Below are 24,690 nucleotides of genomic sequence, written 5' to 3'. Positions count from 1 at the left end.
CTCTCAGCCCGCCGTGCGGGAGCCGGTCGGGGCGGCGCGGTGCCGACGCATCCATTCTTCGATTCCGGACGCGTCGATGGGAAGCGCCTCCGACAAGACGTCGGAGCCCGACGGTGTTACGAGAATATCGTCCTCGAGGCGCACGCCGATGCCCCGCAATTCGGGGGGTACGGTCTCGTCGAACGAATGGAAGTAGAGCCCGGGCTCGACGGTCAGCACCATGCCGGCCTGCATCGTCGAACCCTGGTAGGCCTCGTAGCTCGATTTGGCGCAGTCGTGCACGTCGAGACCCAGATGGTGGCCGATGCCGCAGACCAGATAACGGCGGTGCTGCTGACCCTCGGCGCTCAGCGCCTCGTCGACCGACACGGGCAGGAGGCCCCAGTCGTCGAGGCCCTGCGCGATGACCTCCATGGCGGCCGTGTGGAAGTCCGTCCAGGCTCGTCCGGGGCCGACGGCGGCGAGACCCGCGCGGTGCGAGCGTTCGACCAGGTCGTGCACGGCGCGCTGTTCGGTGCTCCATGTGCCCGAGACGGGGAACGTGCGCGTGACATCCGCCGTATAGAAGGAGCGCGCCTCGACGCCCATGTCCAGCAAGATGGCTTCGCCCTCGTTCACGTCGCCGTCGCAGCGCACCCAGTGCAGCGTCGGGGCGTGCGCACCCGAGCCCACGATGGTCGAATAGCCCACGCCGTTACCGTGCGTGCGCGCGTGGCGGTCGAACGTGCCCTGCAGCCAGCGTTCGCCGCCGCCCGCTATGGCCTGGTCGAACTGCCCGATGACGGCCTCGAAACCGCCGACCGTGGCGTCGATGGCGTGGCGCAGTTGGCCGAGCTCCCAATCGTCTTTGATCATGCGCAGCTCGGACAGCGTCTGCCAGAGGGCCGCGGATGCCGCCACCCCCGTCAGCGCCTCGTGCACGTGGCTGCCCGCCAGGGTGGCAAGAACGTCGCGTTCGCCGGCCAGGTCGGAGTCGAGTAACGCGAGATCGCGCACGGTCACCTGGAGCGCCTCGGCCCAGTCGCCGAAGCCGGGAGCCGAGCCCACCCACAGTTCGCCGTGCGCGGCGTCCGCGAAGAAGCCGGTCTCGCCGGGGTAGGCCGGGGCGGGAACATAGAGGACCGCGTCGTGGCCGCTCCCCCGCGCGAACAGCACGACGACGGCATCCTCGGCCGTGCATCCCGTGAGCCAGTAGAAGTTGCTGTCGGGGCGGAACTCGTAATAGGCGTCGTTGCTGCGTACGGGCGCGCGTCCCGCGGCGACCACGAGCGTGCGGCCCGGGAAGGCGCCCGACAAGCGTTCGCGGTGCTGGGCCGATGCGGTGGCCACGCCGTCGACGGTCGGCGGCGTGCGGTCGGGGGTGCCCCAGCCCGTGGCCATGAAGTCACGGAAGGCCGCAACCTGGGTGAGACGCGGCAGGCGCGGATCCTTGGTCGCCGGGGCCGGCATCGACGACGCGCTCGCGGATGCCTCGGCGGGGGCCTGCCCGGCCGATACCGTCGCATCGATCGCCGTCTCGTCGGTTGTCGTTTCGTCGGTTGTCGTTTCATCGGTTGTCGTATCGTCGCTCATCGCGTCTCCTCGTTTGTCGCCGTCGCAGTTGTTGCCGATGCTGTCGATGTTGCCGCGGTTGTCGGTTCCGCCGCATCCGTCACGGTCACTGTGCCCACGACGCGCGCCATCGTCTCGGACGTCGCCTCCTCGGCGAGCGCCCCACCCCGTTCGGCGATCATCTGCCGCAACCGCGGGAACACGCGCGGCGAACCGATGCCGTCGTGCTCGTATTCGTTGGTCACCCAGGCGTGCGCGTTGCCGACGTGCGCCACGGTTTCGAGCTGCAGCCCCGCGTCGACATACATATCGTCGTAATACACGGCGGCGGCGAGCGGAACCTCGTTGGCGGCCAGCCGGTCGAGGTCGTAGAGCGGTTCCCAATCGGTGCGCTCGGCCAGCAGGTTCACGGCGTCGGCGAAGGGGCGCAGTGCGCGGATCTCGTCGAACATCCAGGGGTACATCATCTCCCCCGTGAAGGTGAGCGGCCTGGCCGTTTCGGCGAACTCGGGTCGCGAGTCGCGCTCGGCCTGAGCGGCCCAGCCCGTCGCCCCGGACGAAGCCTGCCCATAGATGCTCTCTTGCAGGGCCGCGAACAGCGGGTTGTCGTCATACGAGGACCGCGCCAGCACCTGCGCCAGGAACGTCTCGGTGAGCCCCGTCTCGGTGCGGTCGTCGAGCGCCTCGTCGACGAGCCAGTGCATGCGCTCGTAGCCGGGCTTCATACCGAAGTCGATGCCGAGGCTCTGGAAGCGCCGGACGGTCAGCACATCGCCGTCGGGCAGCCTCACATCGCCGCTCGACAGGCGGTCGGCAATGCGCGCGATCCGGTCGACGTCGTGCGGGTAGCGCTCGTAGAACTCGGCGTTCTTGGCCACAACGCGCGGGTAGGTGCGGCGATACACCTCGCGCGCATCGGGGCGGATGCTCGCGAGCCCGCCGGTCACATGGCTGGCGCTCAGGCCCTGCGGCGCCTGCGACAGGTAGGTGAGCGTGAGGAATCCGCCGTAGCTCTGGCCGAGCGTCTGCCAGCGCCGTCCGCCATAGAGCGTCTGACGCAGGTGTTCGGCGTCTTTCACGATGGAATCGGCGCGGAACATCGAGAGGTAGGCGGCCTGTTGCTCGGCCGTGCCGCGGGCGCGCAGGATGCCGCCCTCGATGCGTGTGCTGCGCCCCGTGCCGCGCTGGTCGAGCAGCAGCACGCGGTAGGACTTCAGGGCCTCGCCGATCCAGCCGTCGGGTCCCGTCGGCCGGGGGCCTTTCCCCCCGGGCCCGCCCTGCAGGTAGACGAGCACGGGCAGGTCCTCGCGCTGCCGCACGGGGTCGACGAGCTCGCGGGCGAAGAGCGTGATCGTCTCGCCGCCCGTGTGGCCCGCCGCATCCGCCCGCCAGTCGAGAGGAACGGGCACGGCATGATCGGTGATCCGGATGCCGGGAATCAGGTAGCTCGTCGAGGTGCCGGTCGAGCCGGCTGCGCTGGTCGTCATCGTCTCACTCTGCCAGTTCTTCGGCCAGGATCATCTCGGCGCGGCGACGCTCCCACTCGGGGTCGATCGTCGGAACCGCGCGCAGCAGATCTTTGGTGTATTCGTGTTGGGGATTGTCGAAGATCTGCTCGCGGTCGCCCTGTTCGACGATCTTGCCCTGCGTCATGACGGCCACACTGTCGGCGATCTGCCGCACGACGGCGAGGTCGTGCGCGATGAAGATGTAGCTGAGCCCGAGTTCGGATTGCAGGTCGCGCAGCAGCGTGATCACCTTGGCCTGCACGGACACGTCGAGCGCCGAGACGGCCTCGTCGCACACCACGATCTTGGGGTTCACGGCGAGCGCGCGGGCGATGCCGATGCGCTGAGCCTGCCCGCCCGAGAACTGGCCCGGGTAGCGCTGCACGTGATCGGGGTTGAGGCCCACGCGGTCCATGAGGTCGCGCGCGAGCTTGGTGTAACCCTGGGGCGCTTTGACGCCCTGGTACACGAGCGGCGCCGTGATGAGCTTCTCCACGGTGTGCCGCGGGTTGAGCGAGGAGAACGGGTCTTGGAAGACGACCTGCACATCGCTGCGGAAGGACTTGAGGGCCGCACCCTTGGCGCGCGATACATCCTCGCCTTCGAAGAGCAGCGAACCGCGCGTGATGTCGAGCAGTTTGGCGGCCATGCGAGCGGTCGTCGACTTTCCCGACCCCGACTCGCCCACGATCGCGAGCGTCTTACGCGCCGGCACCTCGAACGAGACGTCGTCGACGGCCACGAACGTGCGCTTGCCGGCGATGAAGGCGCCGTCGCCCCGGGTGGTGAACTCCTTCGTCAGCCCGCGGGCCTCGAGCAGCGGTGTCTCGCTCATCGGAGGCCCCCGTCCCGGGCGACGCCCAGCTCTTCGAACGGATCGTCGATGCGCGGCAACGCGTCGAGCAGCGCCCGCGTGTAGGGGTCGCGCGGGTTCGAGAAGATCTCCTCGGCCGTGCCGAATTCCACGGGGTCGCCGTTTCGCATGACCAACACGTCGTCGGCCACCTGGCTCACGACGGCGAGGTCGTGGGTGATGAACACCATGCCCATTCCGGTCTCCTTCTGCAGCGTCTTCAGCAGGCTGAGGATCTGCGCCTGCACGGTCACGTCGAGCGCCGTGGTCGGTTCGTCGGCGATGAGCAGATCGGGTTCGAGGCACAGCGCCATGGCGATCATGATGCGCTGGCGCATACCGCCCGAGAACTGGTGGGGGTAGTGGTCGACGCGTCGCGCCGCATCCTTGATCTGCACGCGTTCGAGCGCCTCGACGACCACCTGACGGGCGGCCTTGCGGGTGCCGCCGCGGTGCGTGCGATACGCCTCCTCGATCTGCAGCCCCACCGTGTAATAGGGGTTGAGCGAGGACAGCGGGTCCTGGAAGACCATGGCCATGCGCTCGCCGCGGATCTTGCGGTACTCCCGCTCCGGCAAACCGAGCAGTTCTCGGCCGCCGATCGCGATGCTGCCCTGCGTCACGCCGTTCGACGGCAGCAGGCCCATGATCGCGAGCGAGGTCATCGACTTGCCCGACCCCGATTCGCCGACGATGCCGACCGTGCGGTTGCGTTCCACCTGGAACGAGATCTTCTTGACGACATCCGTGTTGCCCGACGAGGTCGGGAACGTGACGGTGAGGTCGCGGACTGACAGCAGCGGGGCGTCGGAGGGTGCGGCATCCGCCTGGCGCCGCCGAGCTCGGAAGGACCCGGTCGGCGTTTTCTCGATGTGTTCGCTCATCGTGATTTGATCCTCACTCGGGGGTCGAGCGCCGTGTAGGCGAGGTCGACGACCACGTTGCCCACCACCACGAAGGCGGCGGCCAGCAGCGTGACGCCCAGGATGACCGGCTGATCGTTCTTCGAGATCGAGTCGGCCGCGAGCTTGCCCACACCGTTCAGGCCGAAGACCGTCTCGGTGATGAGCGCGCCGCCGAGCAACCCGGCGAAGTCCATGCCGAACAGCGTGACCACGGGGGTCAGCGACGGGCGCAGAGCGTGACGGCGCAGGATGAGTCCGGTCGGCAGGCCCTTGGCGCGGGCCGTGCGCATGAAGTTCTCGCCGAGGGTGTCGATGACATTGGCGCGCACGAGGCGGGCGTACATCGACGCATAGGCGAGGGCCAGAACCATCCACGGCATCAGGTAAGACGCGAACCACAAGCCGGGATCGTCGCCGAATGCCACGGCTGTCGGGAACGGCAGGATCTGCAGTTGGACCACGAGCACGTATTGCAGGATGAGGGCCACGAAGTAGTTCGGCAGGCTGATGCCGGCGAGCGCGACCATCATGGCGCCGCGGTCCCACCAGGTGCCCTGCTTGACGGCGCTCAAGAGGCCGCCCGAGACGCCCACGAGCAGCCACAGGATGGCGGCGCCGATGGCGACGGTGGCCGAGACGGGCAGGCGGCTCGTGATCATGTTGAGCACGGACTCGTTGGTCTGGAAGCTGTAGCCGAGGCACGGGGCCGCGCACGAGATCGCCGAGGCGCCCTCGCCATAGGTGCGGCCGACGAACAGCCCCTGCAGGAACTGCCAATACTGCGCCCAGAACGGCTGGTTGAGTCCGAGGTTCTCGCGGATCTGGTCGATGCGCTCGGGCGTGCAGGTCTTTCCGCAGATCTGCACGGCCGGGTCTGGCGACAGCACGAAGAAGATGACGTAGGTGAACAGGCTGATCAGCAACAGAATGCCGATCGCGGCGAGCACGCGCCGCACGAGATAGAGCACCATCAGGCAGCATCCCCCGCATCGATTGCTTTGCGCAGGTGGTCACCGAAGACGGTGAACGACAGCACGGTGAGGAACAGGAACATGCCCGGGATCACGAAGAACATGGGGTCGACCGTGTACCAGCCGACCGACGTCGCGATCATCTGACCCCAGGATGGCGTGGGCGGGATGACGCCGACGCCGAGGAACGACAGGCCGGCTTCCGTTCCGATGTAGCCCGGCACGGCCAGTGTGGCGATGACGATGATCGTTCCCCTCAGGTTGGGCAGGATCTCGCGGAACACGATGCGGGCCCCCGACGCGCCGGACGCCTGAGCGGCCTCGACGAATTCCCGGTTGCGCAGCGACATCGTCTGACCGCGGATGACGCGAGCGGTGTACGGCCACCCGAAAATGCTCAGCACCAGCACGAGCAGGACGGGTCGGTTGCCGGCGGGCAACGCCGAGAGGAGGGCGATCATGAAGATGAGGGACGGGAAGGCCATGAGGAAGTCCATGACGCGCGAGATGACCTGGTCGACCCAGCCGCCGTGGTAGCCGGCCAGCATGCCGAGCACGACGCCGACCGTGGTGGTGACGACCGTGGCCGAGGCGGCGATGAGCAGCGAGACCTGGGCTCCATAGGCGATGCGCGCGAAGATGTCGCGGCCGTTCTGGGGTTCGACGCCGAACCAGTGCTGGGCGCTGATGCCGCCGAGCTCGCCCTTGGGGATGCCGCCGAGGTCGGAGTCGATGGCCGACGAGTCGAACGTGTATGGGCCCCACCCGGTGATCGCGGACAGCCACGGCGCGAAGACCGCGAGCAGCACGACGAAGGCGAGGAACGAGACGGAGAGCACGACCGCCGGGGAACGGCGCAATTCGCGGATGACGCGGCGGGCGGGTGTGGGGGCGCCGCCCGTCGAGGGGCCGCCCTTCTCCCCCGCCTCGACGGCGAGATCGCTCGGGACTGTCGACATGTGAACCGTCTTTCGTAGTTTCTGTCGGAGTGTGAGGTCCTCGGGGTCGGCCGGCCAGGCGCTCGGCCGGCCGGCCCCGAGGGTGATGATTACTGCTTCGGGTCGGAGAGACCGACCGACACGAAGTCGATGCCACCGGAGAACGCGGCGTCGGAGTAAGCCCCGGCGACACCCTCGCCGACGACCATCACGGCCTTCTCGAACAGCAGCGGAACGGTCGGGGCCAGTTCGGCGATCTGCTCGTCGAGCGCACCCCAGGCCTTGTTGGCCTCGTCGGCGTCGGTCATGGCGTAGATCTCGTCGATCTTGGCGTTGACATCGGCGTCGTTCAGCTGGGCGATGTTCGAGTTGCCCTTCTCATAGATCTGGCGACCGTCGAACAGCGGCGGCAGGAACGTCGAACCCGACGCCCAGTCGGGGCACCAGCCGGTGATGGCGGCGTCGTGCTGCTGCGACGTGGTTCCGATGACCTCGTAGTAGGTCGCCGAGTCGATCAGGTTCAGCTCGACCGTGATGCCGGCCTTCGAGAGGGCCTGCTGCACGGCTTCGGCCTGCGCCTGCATCTTCGGCTGCGAACGGATGTCCATGGTTATCGTGAATCCGTCGGGAAGGCCGGCCTCGGCCAGCAATTCCTTGGCCTTCTCGGGGTCACCCTTCGAGTCCTTCGACGCGTACAGGTCGAAGTCGGTCTGGCCGGCGACCGTCGGGGGCAGCATGGTGGTGGCGACCTCGGCCAGCTGCGAGCCGCCCGTGGCATCCTTCACCGACTGCTTGTCGATGGCGTAGTTGATGGCCTGGCGCACGAGCGGGTTGTCGAGGTTCGGCTTCGTCGTGTTGAGGCCCATGTAGGTGGTGCAGCCCTGCACGCCCGAGATGGTGCGATCCTTCAGGGCGGGCGTCTGGATGCGGGCGATCGACGAGGCCTGAACGGTGCCGGCGATGGCATTCTTGTCGTTGCCCTGGCCGGCGATCATGCGCTCGTCGATGGTGGAGGCGTCGAGCCCGAACGTGAAGTCGAAACCGTCGGGGTAGGCGGCGCGCACGTCGTCGGTCTTCTTGTCCCAGTTCTCGTTGCGCTCGAGCACGAGCTTCGAGCCGCGCTGGTAGCTGGCCACCTTGTAGGGACCGGAGGAGATGGGCTGCTGATCGAGCGACGTCGTCGTGACGTCGGCGTCGGCGGGGAACGGGGTGAACACGTTCTGCGCGGCGGCCGACGGGAAGTCGGCGAACGGGCGGTTCAGCTTGAACGTGATGGTCTTGTCGTCGGGGGTGACGATCGAGTCGAGGTCGCCCGTGATGTAGGGGCCCTCGTAGCCGTCGGTGTCGGCGAGCAGCAGTTTGGCGTAGGGCGAACCGATCGACAGCGCCGGGTCGAACGAGCGCTCGACGCCGAACTTCACGTCGGCCGAGGTGATGGGCGAGCCGTCCTCGAACTTGACGCCGTCCTTCAGCGTGAACGTCCACTCGGTGGCGTCCTCGTTGGGCGTGCCGAGGTCGGTGGCGAGGTCGGGCACGATCTCGGTGCCCTTCGCGCCCTCGCCGACGCCCGTGGTGGTCAGCTGGCGGTAGATCAAGCGGTAAAAGTTGTTGACGCCGCCGTCGAAGCCCATGGTCGGGTCGAGGTGCGAGAAGTCGGCGTTCTGGAGGACGTAGAGCGTGCCGCCCTCTTTCGGCGTACCGCTGACGCCTGAGCCGCCCCCGGTGGAGGCGCCCCCTCCGCCCGTGCATGCGGTGAGCGCCAGGGTGGCGGCGAGGGCGAGCCCGGCCGCTGCGTAGCGTTTCTTCATGGGTGTCTACTTTCGTTCGGTGGTAACGGAAGGGATGTCGCGGCGCAGCCAGACCCGCATGGTGAGCGGTTCTCGGTTGCCCCAGAGGTAGTACGGGATGAGCGCCAGCTGGGTGGGCGACGCGTCGGGGGTGGTGGCGGGTGGGTTCCTCGCGGCGCGGGCGCCGGCCGTCGTGTCGGCGAGGCCCGACGTGGCGGCGGTGTCGGCAGATGCTGCGCGGCCGGACGTGAGCTCGGGATAAAGCTCGGAATAGGCAGGGGTCGCGGCGATCGTCGCGGGCAGGATGATGGCGACCGCCCGAGTCTCGGCGTGACCCTCCAGATCGGTCGGCACGACCCGAGCCCGGCTCACGTCGTCCACGCTCACGACGATGTCGTCGAGCGGCGCTTCGTTGTCCTCCTGCTCGGCGGCAAAAACGAGCGGGCCGCGCGCGATGGCGATCGCACCCCGCGTGCCGTCGACGGCCGGGTGCGAACCGTGGGCCCGCACGGGCATGTCGAGGTGCAGCTCGACGGTGTCGCGGACCGCCCACTCGCGCTCGATGCGCAGCCAACCGTCGGCGGCCGCAGCCCCGGCGGGCATGGTCTCGCCGTTCACCGTGACGGTGGCCGAGTGGCACCATGCCGGCACGCGCAGGGCGATGGTTCGTGGAGCATCCTCGCTCGCGGTCACGGTCAAGCGGATGTCGCCCTCGAACGGGTACGCCGTCTGCATGTCGAGGCTCAGACCATCCGAATCGATGCTCGCGGTCGTGTACTGGCCGATGAACAGCGTGTTCCCGTCGGCGCCCGCACCGGTGGTGGCGACGTGATCTTGCAGCTCCGACATCCAGCGCACGATGTTGGGCGGGCAGCAGGGGCACACGAACCAGGCGCGGCGCAGGATCTCACCGTCCGGTTCGGCGCCGGTGCGCTGCTGGTGGTCGGGGCGGCGCTGCAGCGGGTTGTCGTAGAAGAAGGCGCAACCGTCGCTCGAGAGCCCGGCGGCGTAGGCGTTGTAGAGCACGGTCTCGAAGGCATCGAGGTAGTGCGCGTCACCCGTGGCCAGGTGCAGGCGCCACGCCCACTGCATGGTGGCGATGGCGGCGCAGGTCTCGCTGTAGGACCGCTCGGACGGCAACTCGAACCGGTCGCCGATGGCCTCGTCGGAATGCCGGCTGCCGAGCCCGCCCGTGATGTAGAGCTTGGTGCGGCTCATGTCCCGCCACAGGCGCTCAGATGCCTCGAGCAACGTTTCGTCGCCGTTCTCGAGTGCCACATCGGTCGCCCCGGCGGCCAGGTAGGCCATGCGCACGGCGTGCCCGGTCACCGAGTCCAGCTCACGGAACGGCGCGTTGTCCTGGAAGTATTCGGCCGGGAACACCCTCAGCTCCACCGTGCCGTGCCCGCGCCGGTCGACCAGCAGCTCGGCCAAGGTGAGGTAGTCGCGGTTGCCGGTCTCGCGGAACAGCTCGACGAGCGCCATCTCGGCCTCGGGATGTCCGTCCACGGCGTTCTGCCCGTCGGGCCCGAGCTTCCGCACCGCCAGATCGGCGAACCGGCTCGCGATGTCGAGCAGCCGCCGGTCCCCCATCTGTCGGGATGCCGCGACCGCCGCCTGGATCAGGTGCCCCAGGTTGTAGAGCTCGTGTCCCCAGGCCAGGTCGTCCCACGGCTGCTTGTCCACGGTCTCGGCCTGGAAGTAGGAGTTGAGGTAGCCGTCGTCCTGCTGCGCCGATTCGAGCAGCGTGACGGCTTCCTCGAAGAAGTCGCGCGTTTCGGCGTCGGCCTCGCCGCGGCCGATCTCGTAGGCGATGCCCTCGAGCGTCTTGAACACGTCGGTGTCGAGGAACGGGTAGCGCCCGCGATACTCGGTCGGCGCGGCGCCCTGGGCCTCGCGCTCGATGGCCACGGGCGATCCGGGCTGAGCAACGGCCCGCAGATTGTCGAGGTTTCCTGCCGCCCGAACCTCACGAATGGTGTGATGGATGGTGCGGCTGCGGTTCCTTTCCTGCCACACGCCCCACAGCCCCTCGCCGCCGAGCCGCACGTTCGCGGTTCCCAACGGCCGCCGCGCGCCGCGCTTCGTCAGCACCGCACTCACGCCCCGCACCCCGCTGGGACGCTCAGATGCATCGCTCGCGCCGGGTGTTTCGACGACAACATTGTCAGTCATATCCAGGTCAGGCCTTTCTGTACCGTGTGACACATTACTGTACCCCAGTTCCTCGCGTTCGGTAGTGGGTGACACATTACCCTCGCTGAAACGGGTTTTTGGGCCCCGAAACAAACCCTTAACGCAACGGCAACAGAGCTGCCTCGGCGCCCGGTCAGTGGCTAGCCACTTCATGGGGGGTGCCTTTGGGCAACAAAAAAGCCCCCGCCGAAGCGGAGGCTTTTACTGCTGGGGTACCTGGACTCGAACCAAGAACAACTGAACCAGAATCAGTCGTGTTGCCAATTACACCATACCCCACGGGCCTTGGATAACTCCTCGGCACGAGTATCGACTTTACCCTAGGGAACCGGCCGACACCAAACTGACGCGCTACCGTTTTGCGTGAACCGCGTCCGCCAGGATCGCAGCCGAGACTTTTGCCCCAGCGCCAGCCGCCACGATGAGCTGCTGCGGGCCGGGCGGGGTGATGTCTCCGGCGGCGTACACACCCGGGAGCGAGGTGCGGCCGACACTGTCGATGCGCACGAGGCCGTCGTCGTCGCGGTCGAGCGGCAGGGCTGCGAGGTAGTCGAGCGGCGCCGTCCACACGGGGCGGATGAAGCCGGCGCGGATGTCGAGCGCGGTGCCGTCGTCGAGCGTGATGCCCGTCATGCCGGTGCGGTCGCCCGTGATCTCGGCGATGGGTCGGCGCTCGACCGCGACACCGGCCGCGCGCAGGGTTTCTTCGCCGACGACGCTCAGCGCGACATCCGATCCGTTGGTGAAGGCCGTGACGGTGTCGCTCCAGCTCGTGAGGAGCAGCGCGCGTTCGGCGAGGTCGTCGGTTTCGCCGATCATCGCGAGCGGCTGGTCGCGCTTGTCGTAGCCGTCGCATTCGAGGCAGCTGTGCAACGCGGTGCCGTAGTAGGAGCGGATGCCCTGGATGCGCGGCAGCGTCTCGGCGAGGCCCGCCGTGACGACGACGCGGCGGGCGGTGACGTCGCGGTCGGCGCTGCCCCGCACTCCGGATGCCCGCACGCGGAAGTGTTCGCCCTCTTGTTCGACGCTCGACACGAGCGCGAACTGGATCTCGGCTTCGTCGTATTCCGAGACTTCGTCGCGGGCGAGCTGGCGCAGGTCGAGCGGCGAGACGCCGTCGCGAGTGAGGAAGCCGTGCGAGACGAGCGTGGCCGAGTGCCGCGGACGGTTGCTGTCGAGGACGAGCGTCCGCTTGCGGGCACGAACGAGGTTCAGCGCCGCGGACAGACCGGCCGGGCCTCCCCCGATGACGACGACGTCGTAGTCGGGCTCGCCGTCGACAATTCGCAACGCCGGATCGTTCACGGCCGCGGCTTCGTCTGAGGCAGCGGCCGGGGTTGCGCCAGCGTCACTCATGACGCGTGCGAGGCGGCCAGCGCCTCCAACCGGGCGAGCGTGTCTTCCTTGCCGAGGATCTCCATCGATTCGAACAGCGGCGGCGAGACGCGGCGGCCCGAGATGGCGACGCGCAGCGGACCGTAGGCGATGCGCGGCTTCAGCTCGAGACCCTCGATGAGCGCACCGGCGAGCACGCTCTGCAGGCGCTCGGTGGCCCAGTCGGCGGCGTCGATGCCCTGGAGTGCGCCAATGGCGGCCTGCAGCACCTCGCCCGTGTTGACGGGCAAGCTCTTGGCCGCGTCGGCTTCGATGACGAGATCGGAGGTCTTGGTGTAGAGGAAGCCCAGCATGCCGGGGGCCTCGCCGAGCAGGCCGATGCGCTCCTGGATGAGCGGCGCGGCCTGGTCGAGGATGTGCTTCTCGCGATCGCCCAGGGGCACGTTCACGAGGTCGGCCTCGACGAGGTAGGGCACGGTGCGCTCGGCGAAATCGTCGACGTCGAGCTGGCGGATGTGGTCGCCGTTGATCGATTCGGCCTTCTTCAGGTCGAAGCGGGCGGGGTTGGGGAGCACGTCGACGACGTCGAACGCGGCCACCATCTCGTCGATGCTGAACACGTCGCGGTCACCGGTGAGCGACCAGCCGAGCAGCGCCAGGTAGTTGATGAGGCCCTCGGGGATGAACCCGCGGTCGCGATGGTGGAACAGGTTGGACTCGGGGTCGCGCTTCGAGAGCTTCTTGTTGCCCTCGCCCATCACGTAGGGCAGGTGCCCGAAGCGCGGGATGGCGGCGGCCACTCCGATGTCGATGAGCGCGTGGTAGAGCGCGATCTGGCGCGGTGTCGACGACAGCAGGTCTTCGCCGCGCAGCACGTGCGTGATGCCCATGAGCGCGTCGTCGACCGGGTTGACGAGCGTGTAGAGCGGGTGGCCGTTGGGGCGCACGACGACGAAGTCGGTGAACGACCCGGCGGGGAAGGTGATCTCGCCGCGCACGAGGTCGTCGAACGACAGGTCGGTGTCGGGCACGCGCAGTCGCAGCGCGGGCTCGCGGCCCTCGGCACGGAACTCGGCGCGCTCGGCCTCGGTGAGGTCGCGATCGAAGTTGTCGTAGCCGAGCTGCTTGGCGCGGCCGTTGGCCTCGTTGCGCGCGTCGATCTCTTCGGCGTTGGAGTAGGACTCGTAGACGTGACCGGAGGCCTTCAGCTTCTCGATGACCTCGAGGTAGATGTCGGTGCGCTCGGACTGACGGTAGGGGCCGTGCGGGCCGCCCACGTCGATGCCCTCGTCCCAGTCGAGCTTCAACCAGCGCAGCGCGTCGACGATCTGGCCGTAGCTTTCTTCGCTGTCGCGCGCCTGATCGGTGTCTTCGATGCGGAAGACGAGCTTGCCGCCCGTGTGGCGCGCGTAGGCCCAGTTGAAGAGGGCTGTGCGCACGAGGCCGACGTGCGGGGTGCCGGTCGGCGAGGGGCAGAACCGGACGCGAACGTCGGCGCCTGAGGCGGTGGTCACGGGGTGCATAGTGGTGTCAGACATCGTCGCCAATCCTACCGGGCCGGGCTGGTCGTCAGCCGGTCAGGCGACCGGGTTGGACAGCGTGCCGATGCCCGTGACCTCGACGTCGACGCGGTCGCCCGCGACGATCGGCCCGACGCCCGCAGGCGTGCCCGTGAGGATGATGTCGCCCGGCAGGAGCGTGAACACGGCGGACGCGTATTCGATGATGTCGGCGACCGAGTGGATCATGTCGGAGAGCGGAGCCTGCTGACGCACATCGCCGTTCACACGGGTGGTGATGGTGGCACCGCCGAGCGCGAACTCGGTTTCGATAATGGGGCCGACGGGGCAGAACGTGTCGAACCCCTTGGCGCGTGCCCACTGGCCGTCGGCCTTCTGCAGGTCGCGTGCCGTGACGTCGTTGGCGATCGTGTAACCGAAGATCACATCGGCGGCGTCGGCGTGCTTCACGTTCTTCGCCACGCTGCCGATGACGATCGCCAGCTCACCCTCGTGCTCCACCTGCTTCGACTGCGGCGGCAGCACGATGCGGTCGTTGGTGCCGATGACCGACGTGTTGGGCTTGAGGAACAGCAGCGGCGCCTCGGGGGCTTCTCCGCCCATCTCCTTGGCGTGGTCGTGGTAGTTCTTACCCACCGCGACGACCTTCGAGCGCGGGATGACCGGGGCCAACAGCACGGCGTCGGCGAGCGGCACGCGCTCCCCCGTCGTGTCGAAGCCAGCGAACATGGGGTCGCCGGCGAGCACGACGATGTCGGATTCGTCGACGATGCCGAAGTTGATGCTGCCGTTGTGGCTGAAACGTGCGATCTTCACGAAAGTTCTCCTCGTGGTTGTGTCGTAAGAGGGTGAGTGGCCGAACGCGCGGCTCAGGCGTCGAGGCGCGTGAGCCAGCCGTGGCGGTCGGGCAGGCGGCCGTACTGGATGTCGGTGAGCTCCTGGCGGATGGCCATCGTCAGCTCTCCCGCGGGCGCCTCGGCGTCGCCGATGGTGAAGTCGGGCGTCTTCAGCTGGGCGATGGGGGTGACCACGGCGGCCGTGCCGCACGCGAACACCTCGACGATCTCGCCGGCTTCGGAGTCGCGCTTCCATTCTTCGAGCGAGAAGCGACGCTCCTCGACCGTGTGGCCACGGTCTTTCGCGAGCTGGATGATGCTGTCGCGCGTGATGCCTTCGAGGATCGAGCCTGTGAGAGCGGGCGTGACGAGCGTGCCGTCCTTGTAGACGAAGAACACGTTCATGCCACCGAGCTCGTCGACGTATTTGCCCTCTTCGCTGTCGAGGAAGAGCACCTGCGCGCAGCCGTTCTCGTAAGCCTCGGCCTGGGGCAGCAGCGACGACGCGTAGTTGCCACCGCACTTGGCTGCACCCGTTCCACCCTTGCCGGCGCGCGAGTACTCGGTGGACAACCAGATCGACACGGGCTTCACGCCGCCTGTGAAATAGGCGCCGGCGGGGCTGGCGATGACGTAGTAGCCGACCTTCTGCGCGCTGCGCACGCCGAGGAAGGACTCGTTGGCGATCATGAACGGGCGCAGGTAGAGGCTCGTCTCGGGAGCGTCGGGCACCCACTGGCCGTCGGCGGCGATGAGCTGCTTGATCGACTCGACGAAGTCGTCGACGCCGAGCTCGGGCAGGGCGAGGCGGCGGGCCGAACGCTGCAGGCGCTCGGCGTTCTTCTCGGGTCGGAACGTGTAGATGGAACCGTCGGCGTGGCGGTAGGCCTTCAGACCCTCGAAGATCTCCTGCGCGTAGTGCAGAACGGATGCCGCGGGGTCGAGCATGAGTGGACCGTAGGGCGTGACGCGGGCGTCGTGCCAGCCGGTCTCGATGTCCCAGTCGATCTGCACCATGTGGTCGGTGAAGTGCTTGCCGAAACCGGGGTCGGCGAGGATGACCTCGCGCTCGGCCTCGGCGCGGGCGGCACTCGAGGGGTGGTGGGTGAAGCTGAGGGGGAACGTGGTTTCTGCGGTGGTCATGATGTGTCCTCTGGGGATCGGTCGGGGCGGGGGCCCGAGATCAATAGGTGCGGGCAGAGCCCGAAGAATCGGTTGCCGACGGTTAGCTGACGGAAGCGAGACGCCCGACGATGGCGTCGCCGACCTCAGCGGTGGTGCGGCTCTCGGCGCCGCGGTCGGCGATGTCGGCCGTGACGGCCTCGTTCACGAGTCGCGCCTCGTCGGCGAGCCCGAGGTGCTCGAGCAGGAGGGCGACCGACAGGATCGCGGCCGTGGGGTCGGCCTTCTGTTGCCCGGCGATGTCAGGAGCGGACCCGTGAACCGGCTCGAACATGCTGGGGAAGCTGCCACCCGGGTTGATGTTGCCGGAGGCCGCCAGACCGATACCGCCCGAGATTGCGCCCGCGAGGTCGGTGAGAATGTCGCCGAAGAGGTTGTCCGTGACGATGACGTCAAACCTAGCAGGGTCGGTGACGAGGAAGATCGTGGCGGCATCGACGTGCAGGTAGTCGACCGAGACCGCCGGGTATTCGGCTGCGACCTCGTCGACGACGCGCTTCCACAGTCCACCCGCGAAGGTGAGGACGTTGGTCTTGTGCACGAGCGTGAGTTTGGAGCGACGGGCCGCCGCTGCCCCGAAGGCGTAGCGCACGACGCGCTCGACGCCGTAGGCCGTGTTGACCGAGACCTCGTTGGCGATCTCGGCGGGCGTGCCCTGGCGGATCGCACCGCCGTTGCCGACGTAGGGACCCTCCGTGCCCTCGCGCACGACCACGAAGTCGACGTCTCCGTGCTCGGCCAACGGGCTCTTGACGCCCGGGTAGATCTTGGTGGGCCGCAGGTTGACGTAGTGGTCGAGGCTGAACCGCAGTTTGAGCAGCAGCCCGCGCTCGATGTTGGCGCCCGCCAGCCGCGGGTCGCCCGGCGTGCCACCGACAGCGCCGAGAAGAATGGCGTCGTGCGCCGCGATGGCCGCGAGATCGTCATCGGTGAGCACATCGCCCGTCTCGAGAAAACGACCGGCGCCCAGCGAATAGTGGGTCTGCTCGAACACGACCTCACCCGACGCCGTCACCGCTTCGAGCACCTTGATCGCCTCGCCGACGACCTCGGGGCCAATGCCATCACCGGGGATGACTGCGAGTGAAACGGTGCGCGACATGGGGCTCCTGCCTTCAGAAGTTGAGTGCTCTCAGCCTATCGCCGCGGTTCGGGCGGGATCGAGCGCACCCGCCGATCTGTGGAGGGACAAGCATCCATGGTGCCTGTGGAGAATGATCTGCAGTCCCAGAGGCGACGCGACTTAGCGCACGCGGCGCAGGCTGGTCGCCGCGACGACACCCGCGGCCACGATGAGCGCGACGCCGATCCAAGCCGCCACACCCACACCACTGTCGAAGGCGTGTCGGGCCGAATCGAGGAGGGCGGCTGCGGCATCCGCGGGAACCTGGCCAGCCACCGAGACCGCGCCACCGAGCGTTTCGCCCGCGGCCATGCGCTGCGCCTCGCTGAGCCCAGAGGGCAGAACCACGTTGGACCGGTAGGACGCCGTGAGGATCGTACCCAGGATCGCCGTGCCGAGAACGGCACCCAACTCATAGGCCGTCTCGGAAACTGCGGATGCCGCGCCTGCCTTCTCAACGGGCGCGCTCGCGATGATGAGCTCGTTCGAGACTGTCTCGGCCGCACCGATGCCCACACCCAGGGCGATGAACGCGAACGCGAGTCCCGCCGCCTGGATGTTTCCACCCGACAAGGCGACGGCCGAATAACCCGCAGCGGAAATCGCCAGCGCCACCGGGATGACGACGCTCGGCCGCACGCGTTTGGCGATCGGCACGATGACCAACCCCGCGATGATCATTGCCACGAGACCCGGAAGCAATGTGAGCCCGGCCTCGAGGGGCGCGAGACCCAACACCAGTTGCAGATGCTGCGTCACGAAGAACAATCCGCCCACGAAAGCGGTCACGCTCAGCAGGTTGACGCCCACAGCGCCACTGAACGATCCACGCGTGAACAGCGTCATATCGAGCATGGGCGTCTCGACCCGGCGCTGGCGACGCACGAAGAGGAACCCGGCGACGACACCCACCATGATGGCGGCGATTCCGAGCGGGTCGGCACCCTTTTCAGCGATCGACTTGATGCCGAAAACGATGGGCAACATGGTGAAGAGGGACAGCAGGATGCTCGGCACATCGATGCGACCGGGATTCGGGTCTTTCGACTCGGGCACCAGGAGCGGTGCCAGGATGACGAGCGGGATGAGCACGGGCACCGCGAGCAGGAACACCGAACCCCACCACAGGTTCTGCAGGAGCAGACCGCCCACGATCGGGCCGAGCGCGCTGCCCGCCGCGAAGCCGGAGGCCCACACCGCGATGGCCAGGCGGCGCTGATCGCGGTCGAGGAAGATGCTGCGCAGAAGCGACAGCGTCGAGGGCATGAGCATGGCGCCGAAGAAACCGAGTGCCGCACGGGCACCGATCAACGCCTCGGCGCTGGGGGCGAAGGCCGCGAAGATCGACACACCCGCGAACCCGACCGAGCCGATGAGCAGCAGCTTGCGGCGCCCGATGCGGTCGCCGAGCGAACCCATCGATACGAGCAAGCCCGCCAGTACGAGCGGGTAGATGTCGACGATCCACAGCAGACCGGTGCCGCTCGGGCGCAGGGTCTCTGAGATCTGCGGCAGCGCGAAGTTCAGCACCGTGTTGTCGACCGAGACGAGCAGAACCGGCAGCATGAGCACGGCCAGAGCGAACCACTCTCGAACGCCGGCGCGGGGAACGACGGTGGATGAATCGAGGGTGTGGGTGGTGCGTGACACGAGAGCTCCTCGCCGCACGAAGCGGCAATCTGGGTGTGGATGGAAAGCAAAAAGGCCGACGTCAACGCCGACCAGCTCGTTTACTATACCGACTAGACGGTATAGGGGTCAACCGACAACGAGTACGATCGGGTCATGAGCAAACCCGCCGGCACCCGCGAACGCCTGCTCGACGCGTATGAAGAGTTGCTCATCGAGCACGGCGAACGCGGCGCCACCCTCGATGCCGTCGCCCATCGTGCCGACGTCTCCAAAGGCGGCCTGCTCTACCACTTCGGCTCGAAAGACGCCCTCACCCAGGGCCTCGTCGACCGTCTGCAGCGTCTCACCGACCAAGACGTCGAAACCATGCGGCAGGCACCCGGCGGGCCCGTCGAACACCTCATCCGCACCTCGATCAACACCAACTCGCCGCTCGATGCCGCAATCACGGCCGTGGCGCGCCTGGCTCAGACATCCGCCCCGCGTGTCAGCGAAGCCCTGGCCGAGATGCGCCAGAAATGGCTCGACCTCATTCTCGAAACGGTTCCGGATGCCGCGACCGCCCGCGCCATCGTGCTCATCAGTGATGGGCTCTACTACAACTCGGCCCTGCTAGGCGTAGGTTTCGACTCGGGCGAGGTCACACAGGCCGATCTGGATGATCTCGTGCGCGTTGTGCGCCGCCTGACCGACTAGCGCCGTGCAACCCCTACCTCGGGGGCTCGCGGACACCCTATGCTGTGGCCATCGCCGTCTACAGAAGGAGCTCCCATGAGTCTCGGTGCAGGTATTTTCACATTCGTCGTCGGAGCCATCCTCGCGTTCGCCGTGAACATCACGGTTCCTTGGGTCGACCTCCGCCTCGTCGGCTACATCCTGATGGGTGCTGGCATCGTCATCATCATCATCGGCATCGCGCTGCTGGCCCGCAAGCGCAGCTCCGTCACCACCACGCGCGAGGGCATCGACCCCGTCACCGGTGCCCGCGTGCGTCAGTCGGAGCGCGACGACCGCATCTAGGGTGTGAACCGGTCGCGACGACCTCGCGATCGGCCACAACACACGAAGGCCCCCGTTCTGAGAACGGGGGCCTTCGTCGTACGAGGGTGCACGCTGCCGAGGAATGCGACGAGACCTCAGCGTCGGCGCCTCCCGCGGCGCGAAACGTCTACGCTACGGTGATGTCGATCTCGCGCAGCAGCGACGAGTCGATCACACGAGCCACATCGGCCAGGATGTCGTCGGTCACGGGCGAGTCGACGGTCAGAACCGAGAGCGCCTCTCCCCCGGCCTCGCGGCGCGCGATCTGCATGCCGGCGATGTTGATGCCGGCTTCGCCGAACTTCTGGCCATAGACGGCGACGATTCCGGGGCGGTCGGTGTAGACCATGACGATGTGGTGCGCCGCGATGGGCACCTCGACGTCGTACCCGTTGATCTCGACGACCTTCTCGATCTGCTTGGTGCCCGTCAGCGTTCCCGAGACCGACACCTGCGTGCCGTCGGACAGCGCGCCGCGCAGAGTGATGAGGTTGCGGTATTCCTCGGAGACCTCGTCGGTGATCTGTCGCACCTCGATGCCGCGCTGCTCGGCGAGCAACGGCGCGTTCACGTAGGAGACCGACTCGGAGACGATGTTGGTGAAGATGCCCTTGAGCGCGGCGAGCTTCAGCACGCTCACGTCGTAGCCGGCGAGTTCGCCGCGCACCTCGACGTCGACGCTCGTGAGTGGCGACGAGGCGGTGAGGGCGGCGAAGACCTGGCCCAGCTTCTCGACCAGCGGGATGCCGGGGCGCACGTAGGGGTCGATGACACCACCGGCCACGTTGACGGCGTCGGGCACGAGCTCTCCGCCGAGGGCGAGACGCACCGATTTGGCGACCGAAACGCCGGCCTTCTCCTGAGCTTCGTCGGTCGACGCGCCGAGGTGCGGCGTGACGATGACGTTCTCGAGCGACAGCAGCTTATGGTCGGTGGGCGGCTCGGAGACGAAAACGTCGAGCCCGGCGCCGGCGATCTCGCCCGAGACGAGCGCCTCGTAGAGGGCGTCTTCGTCGATGAGGCCGCCGCGCGCGACGTTGACGATGTAGGCGGTCGACTTCATGAGCTTGAGCTGATCGGTCGAGATCATGCCGGTCGTCTCGGGCGTCTTCGGCATGTGGATGGTGATGAAGTCGGACTGCTGCAGCAACTCGTCGAGCGTGACGAGCTGCACGCCGAGCTGCTGGGCGCGGGCCGACGTGACGTAGGGGTCGTAGGCGATGACGTTGACGCCGAACGCCTGCAGACGCGCCGTGATGAGCGCGCCGATGCGGCCGAGGCCGATGATGCCGAGCGTCTTCTCATAGAGCTCGGTGCCCGTGTACTTCGAGCGCTTCCACTGCCCCTGGGCCAGCGCGGCGTGCGCGGCGGGAATGTGGCGGGCGAGGCTCAGGATGTGGCCGACGGTCAGTTCGGCGGCCGAGATGATGTTGGATGTCGGGGCGTTCACGACCATGACACCGGCCGTGGTCGCGGCCTTGATGTCGACGTTGTCGAGCCCGACACCGGCGCGCGCGATGACCTTGAGCGACGGAGCGGCCTGGATCGCCTCGGAATCGACCTTGGTCGCGGAGCGCACCAGGATAGCGTCGGCATCGGCCAGGGCCTCGAGCAGCGCGGGACGGTCGGTACCGTCCACCTGGCGGATCTCGAAGTCGGGGCCGAGCGCATCGACGGTGGCGGGTGAGAGTTCTTCAGCGATCAGCACGACCGGTTTTGACACGGGTGTTTCCTTCGGCTTGCGGGCGACGGGAGAGATCGCGCCACAGACGCCGGGGCGCGGATGCTTAAACCCTAGTGCAGCGCCCACGCACGCCCGGCCGTGTGACGTGATGGAATGGCGACTATGACGTTAGAGACCATCCAGTGGATCGTGCGCATCCTGCTCGCCGCGGCATTCATCCTCATGGGCGTTCTGCACTTCGTTCCCGGCCCTGCCCGCGGGATGGCGGCGATGATCCCGGCCCCCCTGCGCTTTCGCAAACCGTTCGATCCGCGCTTCCTCGTCGCCTTCACGGGTCTGTGCGAGATCGCGGGAGGTGTCGGTTTGTTACTTCCCGCGCTGCACACGCTGGCCGGCATCCTGCTCTGCGTCTTCCTCGTCGCCGTCTTCCCCGCGAACGCCTACGCGGCCCGCCGCCCCGAGAAGTTCGGCAAGATGGCCACGCCCCTCGTGCCGCGCCTCATCGGCCAGATCGTCTTCATCGGCCTCTGCGCGTTCGCGGCCTGGCCGCTCTGACGATCGAGCACTGATGGTTGCGGTCACCGACAGCCGGCGTCAGCGAGGACGCCGAAGCCGGCGGCTCTAAGCGATGATGCTGGCGCTGGAGAACAGCGTCACGATGCTGAGGTACAGGGCCGAAGCCGCAGCCCAACCGGCCACATAGATGAGGATCTCCAGGAAGAATGCGCGGCGTCGCGCGATGAGGAAAGCCGCCACGAAGAGCAACACGGGCGCCAGGACGACGAGGATGAGCGACGCCCACCCGGTGCCCGTCACGGTCGTGCCGAGGCTCGCCGCGCCTTGCACGTTGAGCACGAGCCAGTCGAGACCCTCCCACACGTCGTAGGCATAGAGCAGTCCGAAGACGACGGCCAGGCTCGTCGCTCCCCAACGGCGGCTCACTCCGGAGGTGGTGCGCGGAGCGCCGGGACGCGTGGACACGGGACCCGTCTGCACGTCTTTCGGCAGGATGGGGGCTCGTTTGCGGACCGGCTGTCGCTCAGGTGTGGTGTCGCTCATCAGCGGGCTCCGATCACGAACGGCCAGGGAATCAGCACGAAGGCGCCGACGATGAGGGCGAGCACGAACCAGCGCGACTGGCGCCCGCGCGTGGCGAAGAAGCTGGCGGCGAACCACAGGGGCGCTGCCGCGACGGCGAGCACCTGGCCCACCGTGAACATGAGCGTGCGCAGGCCGTCGGAGGCTCCTGTGCCGATGCGCTGCACCGAGACGAACCAGCCGATCGTATAGAGAAGGAAGATGCCGCCCAGCACGCTCACCGCGATGAGGGCAACGGATGACATCTGCTCGCGAGGGGCATCGGCCGGGGAACTCGTCGCGGTGCCGGTCGCCGAACCGGTTCCGGCGACGACAGTGGTGTCGACGTCGGCATCCGCTCGGGCGTGCGCCGTCTCGGAGCGGGCGGGCGCAACCTCCCAGGCCGACACCTCGTCGACATCTCCGACGCTGACACCGGATGCCCGTGGGTCGTCGGATGCGGGGCGGGCTGCCCCAGCGTCGGTCGGCGTTGCTGACAAGTCGCCCGCGACGGACGGTCGATCGGTCGTCTCGACAGACTGCAGGGGCTCTGCCCGCTCGTCGACGCGACGTTCACCCACATCGAGCGTGGGGTCGTCGTCGCCCGCCCAACTCAGGGCGTCATCGTCTGGTTGCGCCGGCTGCCTGCTCATCCCCTCAGGATACTCGCGCAATATCTCCGCCTTCGCCCCTTGCGCCCGGCTGAAACACCGATGCGCCCGCACTCGGGCGGACGCATCGGTCAGAAACAACTATCAGCTATCGTGCAACGCTGCCGTCGACGCGGGGACGCTCTCAGCGTCCCCGCCATCAACACAGCATCATCGTGACGACTACGCCGATGTCAGCGTGCAACGCTGCCGTCGACGCGGGGACGCTCTCGGCGTCCCCGCTATCAACGCAGTGTCGTCGTGACGACTACGCCGATGTCAGCGTGCAACGCTGCCATCGGTGTAGTCGTCGTCGGCGGAGTTCCACGCGAAGAGCTTGCGCAGTTCGCGGCCGGTCTGCTCGATGGGGTGGCCTTCGCCCTTGGCACGGAGTTCGAGGAATTCGGGGGCTCCGGCATCCTGGTCTTCGATGAAGCGCTTGGCGAAGGTGCCGTCCTGGATGTCGGACAGCACGGCCTTCATGTTTTCCTTGACGTCGGGGCTGATGACACGGGGGCCCGAGACGTAGTCGCCGTATTCGGCCGTGTCGGAGATGGACCAGCGCTGCTTGGCGATGCCACCCTCCCACATGAGGTCGACGATGAGCTTCAGCTCGTGGAGCACCTCGAAGTAGGCGATCTGCGGCTGGTAGCCGGCCTCGACGAGGGTCTCGAAACCGTACTGGACGAGCTGTGAGGTGCCACCGCACAGCACGGCCTGCTCGCCGAACAGGTCGGTCTCGGTCTCTTCGGTGAACGTGGTCTTGATGCCGCCGGCGCGCAGTCCGCCGATGGCGCGGGCGTAGGACCAGGCGATGTCCCAGGCCTTGCCCGAGGCGTCTTTTTCGACGGCGACGATGACGGGAACGCCACGGCCGGCCTCGTATTCGCGGCGCACGGTGTGGCCGGGGCCCTTGGGGGCGATCATGATGACGTCGACGCCTTCGGGCGCTTCGATGTAGCCGAAGCGGATGTTGAAGCCGTGGCCGAAGACGAGCACCTTGCCGTCGGTCAGGTTGTCTTTGATCGAGTCGGCGTAGATGTGGCGCTGGTGCTGGTCGGGCGCGAGGATGACGATGACGTCGGCCCATCCGGATGCCTCGGCGACGCTCTTGACGGTGAAGCCCTGCTCCTCGGCCTTGGCGATCGACTTCGAGCCTTCCTTGAGGCCGATGACGACCTCGACGCCGGAGTCGCGGAGGTTGAGCGCGTGGGCGTGGCCCTGCGAGCCGTAGCCGACGACGGCAACCTTTTTGCCCTGGATCAGGCTCAGGTCGGCATCGGCGTCGTAGAAGATCTCGGTCACGTGGTTTTCTCCTTGGATTCGTGTCGAGGATGCGCGAGCATCCCTCGTCTGTTCCGTCGGGCTGGCGGCCCGGCGGTGGTGGGTGTTAGTTCTTGTAGACGCGTTCGCTGATGGATTTGGGGCCGCGGCCGATGGCGAGCAGACCCGATTGGGCCATCTCTTTGATGCCATAGGGCTCGAGCACCTTGAGGAGCGCGTTGGTCTTTCCCGAGTCGCCCGTCACTTCGATGACGAGCGAGTCGGTGGCCACGTCGACGACGCGGGCGCGGAACAGCGTCACGGCTTCGAGCACCTGCGACCGCGTGGTGTTGTCGACGCGCACCTTGATGAGCAGGTGTTCACGTTGCACCGACTGGTCGTAGTCGAGTTCGACGATCTTGATCACGTTGATGAGCTTGTTGAGCTGTTTGGTGATCTGTTCGAGGGGCAGGTCTTCGACGTCGACGACGACCGTGATGCGGCTGAGGCCGTCGATCTCACTGGCGCCCACGGCGAGGGAGGTGATGTTGAAGCCGCGGCGCGCGAAGAGGCCGGCGACGCGCGTGAGGAGGCCGGGCTTGTCCTCGACGAGCAGGCTGAGCACATGGGTGGACACG

At 67.5% G+C, this 24,690-nt stretch carries 22 protein-coding genes and 1 tRNA gene; 3 read left to right on the top strand and 20 right to left on the bottom strand.

Annotated features, from left to right (window positions below; translation table 11 throughout):
* Positions 1-3: 3 nt before the first annotated feature.
* The 15 genes from ACZ6IE_RS05790 to ACZ6IE_RS05720 all read right to left on the bottom strand — a co-directional run bounded on the left by ACZ6IE_RS05790 (position 4) and on the right by ACZ6IE_RS05720 (position 18,355).
* Positions 4-1,572, bottom strand: a complete 1,569-nt coding sequence (locus ACZ6IE_RS05790; protein ID WP_464607166.1) for an aminopeptidase P family protein — start codon at positions 1,570-1,572, stop codon at positions 4-6.
* A complete protein-coding gene (locus ACZ6IE_RS05785) occupies positions 1,569-3,038 on the bottom strand; it encodes an alpha/beta fold hydrolase (protein WP_464607165.1) in 1,470 nt (489 codons plus the stop codon). Before ACZ6IE_RS05785 ends, ACZ6IE_RS05790 begins: the two co-directional genes overlap by 4 nt.
* 4 nt (positions 3,039-3,042) lie before the next feature.
* Positions 3,043-3,894, bottom strand: coding sequence for an ABC transporter ATP-binding protein (locus ACZ6IE_RS05780; RefSeq protein ID WP_464607164.1), 852 nt, complete (start codon positions 3,892-3,894; stop codon positions 3,043-3,045).
* A complete protein-coding gene (locus ACZ6IE_RS05775; RefSeq protein ID WP_464607163.1) occupies positions 3,891-4,796 on the bottom strand; it encodes an ABC transporter ATP-binding protein in 906 nt (301 codons plus the stop codon). The genes ACZ6IE_RS05780 and ACZ6IE_RS05775 overlap by 4 nt, the downstream gene beginning before the upstream one ends.
* Positions 4,793-5,788, bottom strand: coding sequence for an ABC transporter permease (locus ACZ6IE_RS05770; RefSeq protein ID WP_445997439.1), 996 nt, complete (start codon positions 5,786-5,788; stop codon positions 4,793-4,795). Before ACZ6IE_RS05770 ends, ACZ6IE_RS05775 begins: the two co-directional genes overlap by 4 nt.
* On the bottom strand, positions 5,788-6,747 hold the full coding sequence (locus ACZ6IE_RS05765) for an ABC transporter permease (protein WP_077053469.1): 960 nt from the start codon (positions 6,745-6,747) through the stop codon (positions 5,788-5,790). Before ACZ6IE_RS05765 ends, ACZ6IE_RS05770 begins: the two co-directional genes overlap by 1 nt.
* 89 nt (positions 6,748-6,836) lie before the next feature.
* A complete protein-coding gene (locus tag ACZ6IE_RS05760; RefSeq protein ID WP_464607162.1) occupies positions 6,837-8,534 on the bottom strand; it encodes an ABC transporter substrate-binding protein in 1,698 nt (565 codons plus the stop codon).
* A 6-nt stretch (positions 8,535-8,540) separates the two neighbouring features.
* Positions 8,541-10,688, bottom strand: coding sequence for a glycoside hydrolase family 127 protein (locus ACZ6IE_RS05755; protein WP_464607161.1), 2,148 nt, complete (start codon positions 10,686-10,688; stop codon positions 8,541-8,543).
* 228 nt (positions 10,689-10,916) lie between these two features.
* Positions 10,917-10,988: transfer RNA gene (locus ACZ6IE_RS05750), tRNA-Gln, on the bottom strand.
* 72 nt (positions 10,989-11,060) lie between these two features.
* Positions 11,061-12,065, bottom strand: a complete 1,005-nt coding sequence (locus ACZ6IE_RS05745) for an NAD(P)/FAD-dependent oxidoreductase (protein WP_464607160.1) — start codon at positions 12,063-12,065, stop codon at positions 11,061-11,063.
* Entirely contained in the window at positions 12,062-13,582 is a 1,521-nt protein-coding gene (gene gltX / locus ACZ6IE_RS05740; protein ID WP_464607159.1) for a glutamate--tRNA ligase, read from the bottom strand. The genes ACZ6IE_RS05745 and gltX overlap by 4 nt, the downstream gene beginning before the upstream one ends.
* A gap of 39 nt (positions 13,583-13,621) precedes the next feature.
* A complete protein-coding gene (locus ACZ6IE_RS05735) occupies positions 13,622-14,380 on the bottom strand; it encodes a fumarylacetoacetate hydrolase family protein (protein ID WP_464607158.1) in 759 nt (252 codons plus the stop codon).
* A 53-nt stretch (positions 14,381-14,433) separates the two neighbouring features.
* Positions 14,434-15,543: a branched-chain amino acid aminotransferase gene (locus tag ACZ6IE_RS05730; protein WP_464607157.1), complete on the bottom strand. Its 1,110-nt coding sequence runs from the start codon at positions 15,541-15,543 to the stop codon at positions 14,434-14,436.
* An 82-nt stretch (positions 15,544-15,625) separates the two neighbouring features.
* Positions 15,626-16,684 carry a 3-isopropylmalate dehydrogenase gene (locus tag ACZ6IE_RS05725; protein ID WP_464607156.1) on the bottom strand — a complete coding sequence of 353 codons (1,059 nt, stop codon included), beginning with the start codon at positions 16,682-16,684 and terminating at the stop codon, positions 15,626-15,628.
* Positions 16,685-16,825: 141 nt separating this feature from the next.
* Positions 16,826-18,355 (bottom strand): MFS transporter, encoded by a 1,530-nt coding sequence (locus tag ACZ6IE_RS05720; RefSeq protein WP_464607155.1) that lies wholly within the window; start codon positions 18,353-18,355, stop codon positions 16,826-16,828.
* Between the two features lie 135 nt (positions 18,356-18,490).
* Here ACZ6IE_RS05720 and ACZ6IE_RS05715 point away from each other — a divergent pair, with 135 nt between their 5' ends.
* Positions 18,491-19,033 carry a TetR/AcrR family transcriptional regulator gene (locus ACZ6IE_RS05715; RefSeq protein WP_464607154.1) on the top strand — a complete coding sequence of 181 codons (543 nt, stop codon included), beginning with the start codon at positions 18,491-18,493 and terminating at the stop codon, positions 19,031-19,033.
* A 75-nt stretch (positions 19,034-19,108) separates the two neighbouring features.
* Positions 19,109-19,357 carry a DUF6458 family protein gene (locus ACZ6IE_RS05710; protein WP_077053479.1) on the top strand — a complete coding sequence of 83 codons (249 nt, stop codon included), beginning with the start codon at positions 19,109-19,111 and terminating at the stop codon, positions 19,355-19,357.
* Between the two features lie 148 nt (positions 19,358-19,505).
* Here ACZ6IE_RS05710 and serA read toward each other — a convergent pair whose 3' ends face one another.
* Positions 19,506-21,101: a phosphoglycerate dehydrogenase gene (gene serA / locus ACZ6IE_RS05705; RefSeq protein WP_464607153.1), complete on the bottom strand. Its 1,596-nt coding sequence runs from the start codon at positions 21,099-21,101 to the stop codon at positions 19,506-19,508.
* A 123-nt stretch (positions 21,102-21,224) separates the two neighbouring features.
* Here serA and ACZ6IE_RS05700 point away from each other — a divergent pair, with 123 nt between their 5' ends.
* Positions 21,225-21,617: a DoxX family protein gene (locus tag ACZ6IE_RS05700; protein WP_464607152.1), complete on the top strand. Its 393-nt coding sequence runs from the start codon at positions 21,225-21,227 to the stop codon at positions 21,615-21,617.
* 66 nt (positions 21,618-21,683) lie between these two features.
* Here ACZ6IE_RS05700 and ACZ6IE_RS05695 read toward each other — a convergent pair whose 3' ends face one another.
* The 4 genes from ACZ6IE_RS05695 to ilvN form a co-directional block, all read right to left on the bottom strand.
* Positions 21,684-22,121, bottom strand: coding sequence for a hypothetical protein (locus ACZ6IE_RS05695; protein ID WP_464607151.1), 438 nt, complete (start codon positions 22,119-22,121; stop codon positions 21,684-21,686).
* Positions 22,121-22,792, bottom strand: a complete 672-nt coding sequence (locus ACZ6IE_RS05690) for a hypothetical protein (RefSeq protein ID WP_464607150.1) — start codon at positions 22,790-22,792, stop codon at positions 22,121-22,123. Before ACZ6IE_RS05690 ends, ACZ6IE_RS05695 begins: the two co-directional genes overlap by 1 nt.
* 276 nt (positions 22,793-23,068) lie before the next feature.
* Positions 23,069-24,094, bottom strand: a complete 1,026-nt coding sequence (gene ilvC / locus ACZ6IE_RS05685; RefSeq protein WP_464607149.1) for a ketol-acid reductoisomerase — start codon at positions 24,092-24,094, stop codon at positions 23,069-23,071.
* 85 nt (positions 24,095-24,179) lie between these two features.
* Positions 24,180-24,689 carry an acetolactate synthase small subunit gene (ilvN, locus tag ACZ6IE_RS05680; protein WP_077053484.1) on the bottom strand — a complete coding sequence of 170 codons (510 nt, stop codon included), beginning with the start codon at positions 24,687-24,689 and terminating at the stop codon, positions 24,180-24,182.
* Between the last annotated feature and the right edge of the window lies 1 nt (position 24,690).

Source organism: Okibacterium sp. AC114 (assembly GCF_979253355.1).
Note: the sequence above shows the minus strand (reverse complement) of the source record. Positions and strands in the feature narration are given on the sequence as shown.